Source organism: Mucilaginibacter sp. P4_E8, from assembly GCF_056401495.1.
In genome coordinates, this window is the sequence record NZ_JBFUJG010000012.1 from 102,426 (window position 1) to 110,010 (window position 7,585).

Annotated in this window: 5 protein-coding genes; 4 read left to right on the plus strand and 1 reads right to left on the minus strand. The window is 37.6% G+C overall.

What is annotated here, in order from left to right; genetic code table 11:
• Positions 1 to 887: 887 nt before the first annotated feature.
• Entirely contained in the window at positions 888 to 1,985 is a 1,098-nt protein-coding gene (locus AC1DRQ_RS07905) for a WD40/YVTN/BNR-like repeat-containing protein (RefSeq protein ID WP_429393520.1), read from the minus strand.
• A 242-nt stretch (positions 1,986 to 2,227) separates the two neighbouring features.
• Between AC1DRQ_RS07905 and AC1DRQ_RS07910 the strand changes: the two genes are divergently transcribed.
• The 4 genes from AC1DRQ_RS07910 to AC1DRQ_RS07925 form a co-directional block, all read left to right on the plus strand.
• On the plus strand, positions 2,228 to 3,118 hold the full coding sequence (locus AC1DRQ_RS07910) for a winged helix-turn-helix domain-containing protein (protein ID WP_477423441.1): 891 nt from the start codon (positions 2,228 to 2,230) through the stop codon (positions 3,116 to 3,118).
• Between the two features lie 1,167 nt (positions 3,119 to 4,285).
• Entirely contained in the window at positions 4,286 to 4,858 is a 573-nt protein-coding gene (locus AC1DRQ_RS07915) for an RNA polymerase sigma-70 factor (RefSeq protein ID WP_477423443.1), read from the plus strand.
• 148 nt (positions 4,859 to 5,006) lie between these two features.
• Complete coding sequence (locus AC1DRQ_RS07920) at positions 5,007 to 6,053, plus strand: FecR family protein (protein ID WP_477423444.1); 1,047 nt, start codon at positions 5,007 to 5,009, stop codon at positions 6,051 to 6,053.
• 203 nt (positions 6,054 to 6,256) lie between these two features.
• A partial coding sequence (locus AC1DRQ_RS07925; protein WP_477423445.1) for a DUF4974 domain-containing protein occupies positions 6,257 to 7,585 on the plus strand: 1,329 nt, incomplete at its 3' end.

The following is a 7,585-nucleotide window of genomic DNA, read 5'->3' on the forward strand; positions in this document are numbered from 1 at the left end:
TTTTTTTGAGCCCTTCCAATGAATGTTGCAACTTGCATAATACCATGTAATACATAGTACTATAAACATATGACAACAGCCTCAACGAATTTGTTACACTTACTTGAAATAAAAATTTTATAAAACTGCAGCGGTATCAGTCGCCGTTTTTTGAATGGGCCTTTGATGTATGCGGAGGCTGTACTCAAGCCAAAGGGGACCCAAAAGCATTGATCGTTCCCAAACCTGAACCCAATAATGGAATGAGATATGACTGGAGCTGGACATTCTGGAATGCTTGACTATGCTGTTCCCTGCGCATTAGATCAATGAATTGTGTTGTTGAATAATAACCTGGATTCAAATTTATTTTGTTGCAGGCTGTCCGAAAGCACCAAACGAACAGCTGACAGCTCCTTAGTAATCCTGATCGATCACTAACCCGGCCTGCTGATGAACCTGCTAACGCTTAAGGCCTTGAACGTTCCGATCTTTCACCATGTAGGGGCCTGATGGATTCGGACCCATTACCAAAGAACTTGCTGATGCATTACAGGGTGTAGAACATGTCCCGCTTGCCAGCGAACCTGAATCGGTTCATTCTATTTCGGGTGAAACTGATTTGAAAATGTATAGGCGGTTAAAAAATGCTCTAAAGTGTAAGTTTTTAAGAAAGATGGCAACTAATCGTGAAAAACAAGTATGAAAACAAGAACCCTTTTAAAGTGAGTGTAATATATAAGGAGGAACAAAAAACTCCATGTCATTTACGTCTTTAAAAAAGAAAGGGATTATAAAAACGGCCTTCAATTATTTGAAGGCCGTTTAAAGATTTTGTATTTCATAATTTATTTAATTACTTAAGAATTTAAATCAGCAATACACATTATTTCTGAGTTTGGAGTTTTTCAACATCCTTTATTTGGTATGACATAAATTACGTTGCCCGAAACAGATAAATTGAAGCCATAATTTTCTACAGAAGGAAGTAACAGTTGTTTCCATGTTTTGCCCATGTCAGATGACCGGAATATACCATCTGAGCGGCCACATATTAAATATTTGCCCATTTGTTTAATTGATAAAATATCCGATGAAGATTTAACTAAGCCTATTTTTTTCATTAATAAGCTACTCCAGGAAGGCTGAAGTTCTTCACCTATGGCATTCCAGGTTTTTCCGCTATCCAGTGAAATGTGTATGCTGTTTGTTTGGGTTATTGTGTTATAAACTATAGCAGCAAATCCTCTATCGATACGTTCCACAGCGATGCCAACGCCCCCTTCACTAATCACACCATCCCAGTTTTGACCATTATCGGTCGATCTTAATATTCCATCTTTGCTGGTAGACAGAAGTACACCGTTTGACTCTACCAATTTCATTGAACCGTCTCCAACATGCATTTGTTTCCAGGTTTTTCCACTGTTAGTGGATCTAAAAAGGCAGTTATTGGAGCCAATGAAAACTGTGCCTCCGGCAGTTTCAAAAACGGAGCGTACTTCTCTCTCTTTATAATTCTTGTACATCCAATCTATCGTTTTGTCTATGCGTACGGCTTGCTCTTGAAAATTTGTGTACATGGGCGACCAATCACTCGTTCCGTTTATTTTTTGTAAAAATTGCCCCCTGAAATTATATGCAAGTATCCCATTCTTGCCAGGGGCAATCTCACGCTGTTTACCAGGGAAAATCTCTTTTGTCCAAAAAGAAGTTGTGGAATTTGGTTCACTGTGATAAACCCCATTGCCGGCAAGTAAATAGAGCCCACGGTCATTTGCAAATAAACTATGACTCCACACACCTTCTCTCTGCAAATTTTCAGGCAGTCCTTCGCTAATGTCCTGCCATGTTTGTCCGCCATCAGTAGATTTGAAAACGATGTTTACAAGCCCTGATTTAGTCCCTGTTGTTTTCTCCCCTGCTTCCTTTTCTTTTAGTACAAAAGAATTTAGTAGAAATAATACCAGGAGGATAGCCGGAACAAATACAAATAATCTTTTCATTTTTTTTAAATTTAAAGTAAAATATATTGATTAGTAATTAGCGGAAAGTAGCAAGTCGGGCAATACACATTATTTCTGCCCTCCTTTAGTTTTAAAATCAAATAATCAGGCTGTATACAACGTTTCTTTTATTTTTCATATCCTTTCAAATTTGATTCAGCGAAATTACTTTGAGATATTTCATCGCGGAGAATTTGGATTGTAAATAAAAATGTAAACTTTGTAAATAAAAACTTGACACTATGCATCTTAGCCGAAGTCTCCTCTACGGGAAACGCAAATACCTGTTCGGATTAATATTACTCTCGTTTATCTCTGTAATCTGCGCGGTTTTCAGTATGACCGGCAGTGACGACTTTATTATCGCCAGAAGGGAAGTTTTACTCCGGAGGATAGGAGATGAACTACTCACACAGTCGGGCGACAGTAAATCAAGGGTACTTCCGGTGAAAAAGATCGCAGAAAATGAATACCAGATCAGGTTTGAGCATGAGCTAACTTTTCAACCGGATTCCCTGGTAAATACTACCCGGCGTTTGTTGGCCAAAGACCCCCTCGCACATGACTATGTTGTTAACGTTTTGAACTGTGGCAACTCCAGTGTAGCTTATGGATACGCTATATCCAAAAATAAAAAAGATGATATTGTAGCTTGTAAAGGAAGAGTGCAACCCAGAGCATGTTACATGATCAACGTTAAATTCAAACCGAAGGGCATAAATACAGCAAAGAATGGATATCTTCTGGGCAGCCTGCCATTTTTAGCATTTATTGGGTTTGTTTTTTTGAGATCGGTTAAGCCGCGGAGAGCGCTACCGGACGGTCAGTATACTAGTATGTTCACTTTGGGCTCGGCGTTGTTCGATGCAAAGAATCGGAAGCTGATAATAAATGGAAAGACGATAGACTTAACCGGAACTGAAACGCGTGTACTGCATATTTTCGCGGCATCTCCTAACGAGACCATAGAGAGAAGCCGGCTGCAAAAAGAGATATGGGAAGACGAAGGTGTTATTGTGGGCCGCAGTCTGGATATGTTCATATCAAAACTTAGAAAAAAATTGGAATTTGATCCCAATATCAACATTGTTGTTATACGCGGCAAGGGATATAAGCTTGAGATTAACTCTTAAGAAGAATCTCCTCGCTCCGAGTTGATCTTATTAGAATTCAATTTGGCATTGTAAAATTCTATCTTGAATTACTAATGTGGTATCATTAAAAGAATTACTCAGCGCCGGCGTCGAACCGCCATAATTAAAACAACAAAGCCCGATATTTTCATATCAGGCTTTGTGTCGATTTGTTTAAGTACTCCTGACGATACAAATATCGAACCGATTTTTGGATGATTTGCAAGTTTTAATGCGTTTAACGGCCTGAAACAAGCTTTTTATATATGGTGGCGGAAATTTATCGAACCGTTCAACCGCTATTTGGAATTATATGTTTAGTTGATTCCGACTTGTGACCGGCGGTTATGAGTTCGTGTAGCATGCCGACAGTATCATCCTTAATAATTAGAGCGTTTATATATCCATTACTAGTATCGGCTACGATAGATTTGTGAGCGGTGTGATACAACTAACCACCTAAAAGTTAAATGTGATGTACGAAGATTTAATCACTTGTTTCGCAAGAAGTGATTGCTAACGAGTTAGATACTCGCTTTGTTCATTTTTTTGGATAAACATTTGTTATTCAATATGTTTTTATATTTATTGTGAATATTCACCGGTCCGTATGAAGGACGAATTGGCCTCCAGGATTTAGGTGTGGCGCAAGGAGGATTGGTCGAAGCGCCAAATGGGACCTGGTATTCTTATTTGTTCCGTGATTATGGTGCGGTGGGTCGTATACCGTATCTTGCAAATAATCGTTTTATTAACACTTATTTATAAGGTAATAAAGTGCCTTATTTATTAAACTTTTAAGTTTAATAAATAATAATTATTGCTGTTTAATCGGTTAAAATAACAGGACTTTGTATTTCACTTGTTAACGTTAAAGTTAAAATTTAATTATTAGTGTTCTATATACAATTATTTTTCCTTTTTTAACTTGTAAATAAAAAATATTGCTTAGCTTGCCTCTAATTATAACCTAAGTAGTGTTCATGACACGCTTATATGCTAATGCAGTATTGATGATAGATGAAATGTGAAAATGCACAATTCACTGAAATTAAAGACACTCATCAAATAAAGCTGTGTTAAATAAGTTTACAAATTAACTGTTCGTAATTATACTAACAGAATGAAGCTATTGTTCCTGTTTTGCAAACGCACAAAGCAATAAAAATGAAGAAGTTATGTGATCTTCCGGATAACGAGTTAGTCGAACTTTTCGGACAGGGAGATATTACAGCTTTTGAAGAAATTTATAATCGGTATTGGTTAGATTTATATGCGGCTGCTTATAAACGACTTAAAGAAAGAGAGCCCGCTAAAGAAATCGTCCAGGATTTTTTTACAAGCTTTTGGATCAACAGAACTCAGGTTAAAATACAGTCTTCTCTTCAGGGATACTTGTTTACATCAATAAGATATTTAGTATTAAATTATAAAAGAGCTGAGGCCGTAAGAAACACTTACAATGAATTATTGCTGCTGGTGAATGATCGTTTTGATAACTCTACTGAGGAAAATTTCAGGTACAAGGAGTTAAAAGAAAGGGTTGATATAGAGGTAAATCAATTACCTTCCAAATGTCGGTTTGTTTTTGAACTAAGCCGCAATCAATATAAAACTAATAAGGAGATAGCCCGGCTTTTAGGGATATCCGAAAAAACCGTAGAAAATCATCTTACTAAAGCGCTTCGCTATTTACGGGTTAATATTAACGTCTTCTTTCTTTTTTTCTTCCTTTGGTAGGTGTTTAAGAGTAATCCTGTTTTATCAGGTTTTAAGAACAACTTTGTTTTTTTTTTAAAAATTATTCCGGATAAAGTAGGGGATAGGGCCTGCTCAGGTTACATCTTATTATAAACCCTAATTAAATCTTGTCTTTAACAAGCACTTAATGAAAAAGAAACTACCTGCCGATCTGTTGGAGAAATATTTTGCCGGCAACTGTAATGAACGGGAAAAGGCCGAGATACGTTCCTGGTATGAATCATTTGAATTGGATCAGGACGATGTTTCCAGTTTGTCTGAAGATGAAAGGGAAGCTTTCAAAATATTAATGTGGAACAGCATCGGGAGCCATATTAAAGATGCTGAAAATGACAATATTTTTCAACTTCGTAAGCTATGGTCAACGCGGTTCAGGTCGGTTATATATTGGGTAACCAGCAGTGCCGCGGTATTATTAATCCTGTTTCTAGTAAAATATAAGGGGCCTTCCCAAAACCCGGTGCCAGAAAATAATGAAAAAGTAATGGTCACCAATACCTCGAATACCATCCGGAAAATAATACTTTCTGATAGCAGTATGGTGTGGATAAGCCCAAAATCAACATTAACTTATTTAAAAGTATTTGATAAGCAAAAGCGGGAAGTAACCTTAAAAGGCGAGGCTTTTTTTGAAGTAACAAAAGATCATAAACGACCCTTTTCAATTTATACCGGAAACATTATAACAAAGGTATGGGGGACAAGCTTTCGCATCCGGTCTTATACGGAGGATAAGACCACAAAAGTTGATGTGGTTACCGGAAAAGTTTCTGTAAGCGTTGCCGGCCAAAAGGAAAAAAATAAGGTATTAAATACCGCAGGCCAAACCAATGATTTAAACGCGGGGGTAATGTTGTTGCCCAACCAGGGAGCTGTTTATGATAAGCAACTTGACCATTTGCAAAAAAATAATGAAGTGAAGGACGTATCTATAGACATGTGGAAAAAGATGAGTTTGTCTTTTAATAACACACCGGTAAAAGAGGTATTTGCTGTACTAAATAAAAGCTTCCATGTTCATATAAGTTCCAGTGATGAAAAGATCAACTCAGATTATTTGAAGGCCGATTTTACTAATGAAAACCTGCCTGCTATCATGGAGATACTGAAAAAAACTTTGGATGTAAGCTACAGTGTACATGGAAGCGAATTTGTACTTGAAAGTCATCAATAACCAATTATATAAATAACCAATTAACCCCTAATAATTAAAAATATGAAAAAACGAATTAGTACTTAACCCCTTAAATTTTCTTGAAAAAAGAATAGGAGTGCTGGAGACACTCCTAAATCTTTTATACCCGGAATGCGACGCCTTATACAGGTGATCCGGGCAGTTCTATGTCTCAATTTTTATCAAACGAAACACTTAAATGTATGAAGATTTATTTACAAAACCATTTTGACTGGTTTAAAATTATGAAAGTCACTTTTAGTCAGCTCGTAATAGCGCTCATTTTTACAGGAATGTCCTATGCTACTTCAAGCAAAGGACAGGCTGTATTGGACCGGCGGCTTGATTTTAATATCCATAACTCGAGCTTGAATACAGTTTTGAAACAATTGGAGAAAGAAACAAATTTAAAATTTGTTTACCGCAAAAGCCTTGTTGAAAAGGAACAGGGAATATCTATTGATGCAAAGCAGGAAAAGTTAAAGGAAATACTTACTGAACTTTTACAGTCAAGGGGTATTACCTTTGAGATYATTAGCGACCGTATTGTGTTAAGTAAGGTCAATAAAGAGGATAACACAACCGGTTTACCTGTTGCTAAGGAACAGATTATACCTGCAGAGGTCAATGCAACAGAATTAAATGCCAAAACTATAACCGGCAGGGTAACTGATGAAAACGATAAGCCCATGCCCGGGGTAAGCGTTAAAATTAAAGGCACCAGTTTAGGTACACAAACAGATACAGATGGTAAGTACTCCTTAAGTGTTCCTGATGATAATGCTGCGCTGGTGTTTTCTTTTATTGGTTATATACAGCAGGAAGTTGTACTTAACGGCCGTAGTATCATTAATATACTGCTTAAAGCATCGCCTAACTCGTTAAATGAAGTTGTTGTAATTGGCTATGGGAGTCAAAGAAGAGCGGATGTAACCAGTTCAGTTGCTACAGTAAAGGCCGAAAACTTTGTTAAAGGACCTGTATTGGATGCCGGGCAGTTATTGCAGGGCAAAGTTGCCGGTTTAACGGTTGCAGCTCCAAGCGGTAACCCAACCGATGGTACACAGATTTTATTACGGGGTAACACCACTTTATTTGGTGCTAATTCTAACCCTTTGGTAATCATTGATGGGGTCCCCGGCGATCTTAAAACGGTAGCTCCCGAAGATATAGAATCAATAGATGTATTAAAAGATGGTTCATCGGCGGCTATTTATGGGGTTAGGGGCTCTAATGGTGTGATTATTATAACCACCAAAAGGGCAAAAGGAACAAATACCAACAGTGTTGATTACAGTGGCTACACCACTACCCAGGTTATTTCAAAAAAGCTGGATATGCTTACCGCGCAAGATTACCGCGATCAGATTAAAGCCGGAACAAGACTTGCCTCATGGGATGCCGGAAGCAACACCGACTGGTTAAAGGAAGCAACCCGGACACCGTTTACACAAGTTCATAACCTGACTGTAAAAGGTGGAAACAGCACAACAAATTACCTGGTTTCTGCAAATTATCGTGCATTGCAGGGT

Coding starts and splice junctions, on each gene's coding strand:
- AC1DRQ_RS07915 (WP_477423443.1), top strand. CDS start 4,286: ATGAAGAAGTTATGTGATCTTCCGGATAACGAGTTAGTCGAACTTTTC.
- AC1DRQ_RS07920 (WP_477423444.1), top strand. CDS start 5,007: ATGAAAAAGAAACTACCTGCCGATCTGTTGGAGAAATATTTTGCCGGC.
- AC1DRQ_RS07905 (WP_429393520.1), bottom strand. CDS start 1,985: ATGAAAAGATTATTTGTATTTGTTCCGGCTATCCTCCTGGTATTATTT.
- AC1DRQ_RS07910 (WP_477423441.1), top strand. CDS start 2,228: ATGCATCTTAGCCGAAGTCTCCTCTACGGGAAACGCAAATACCTGTTC.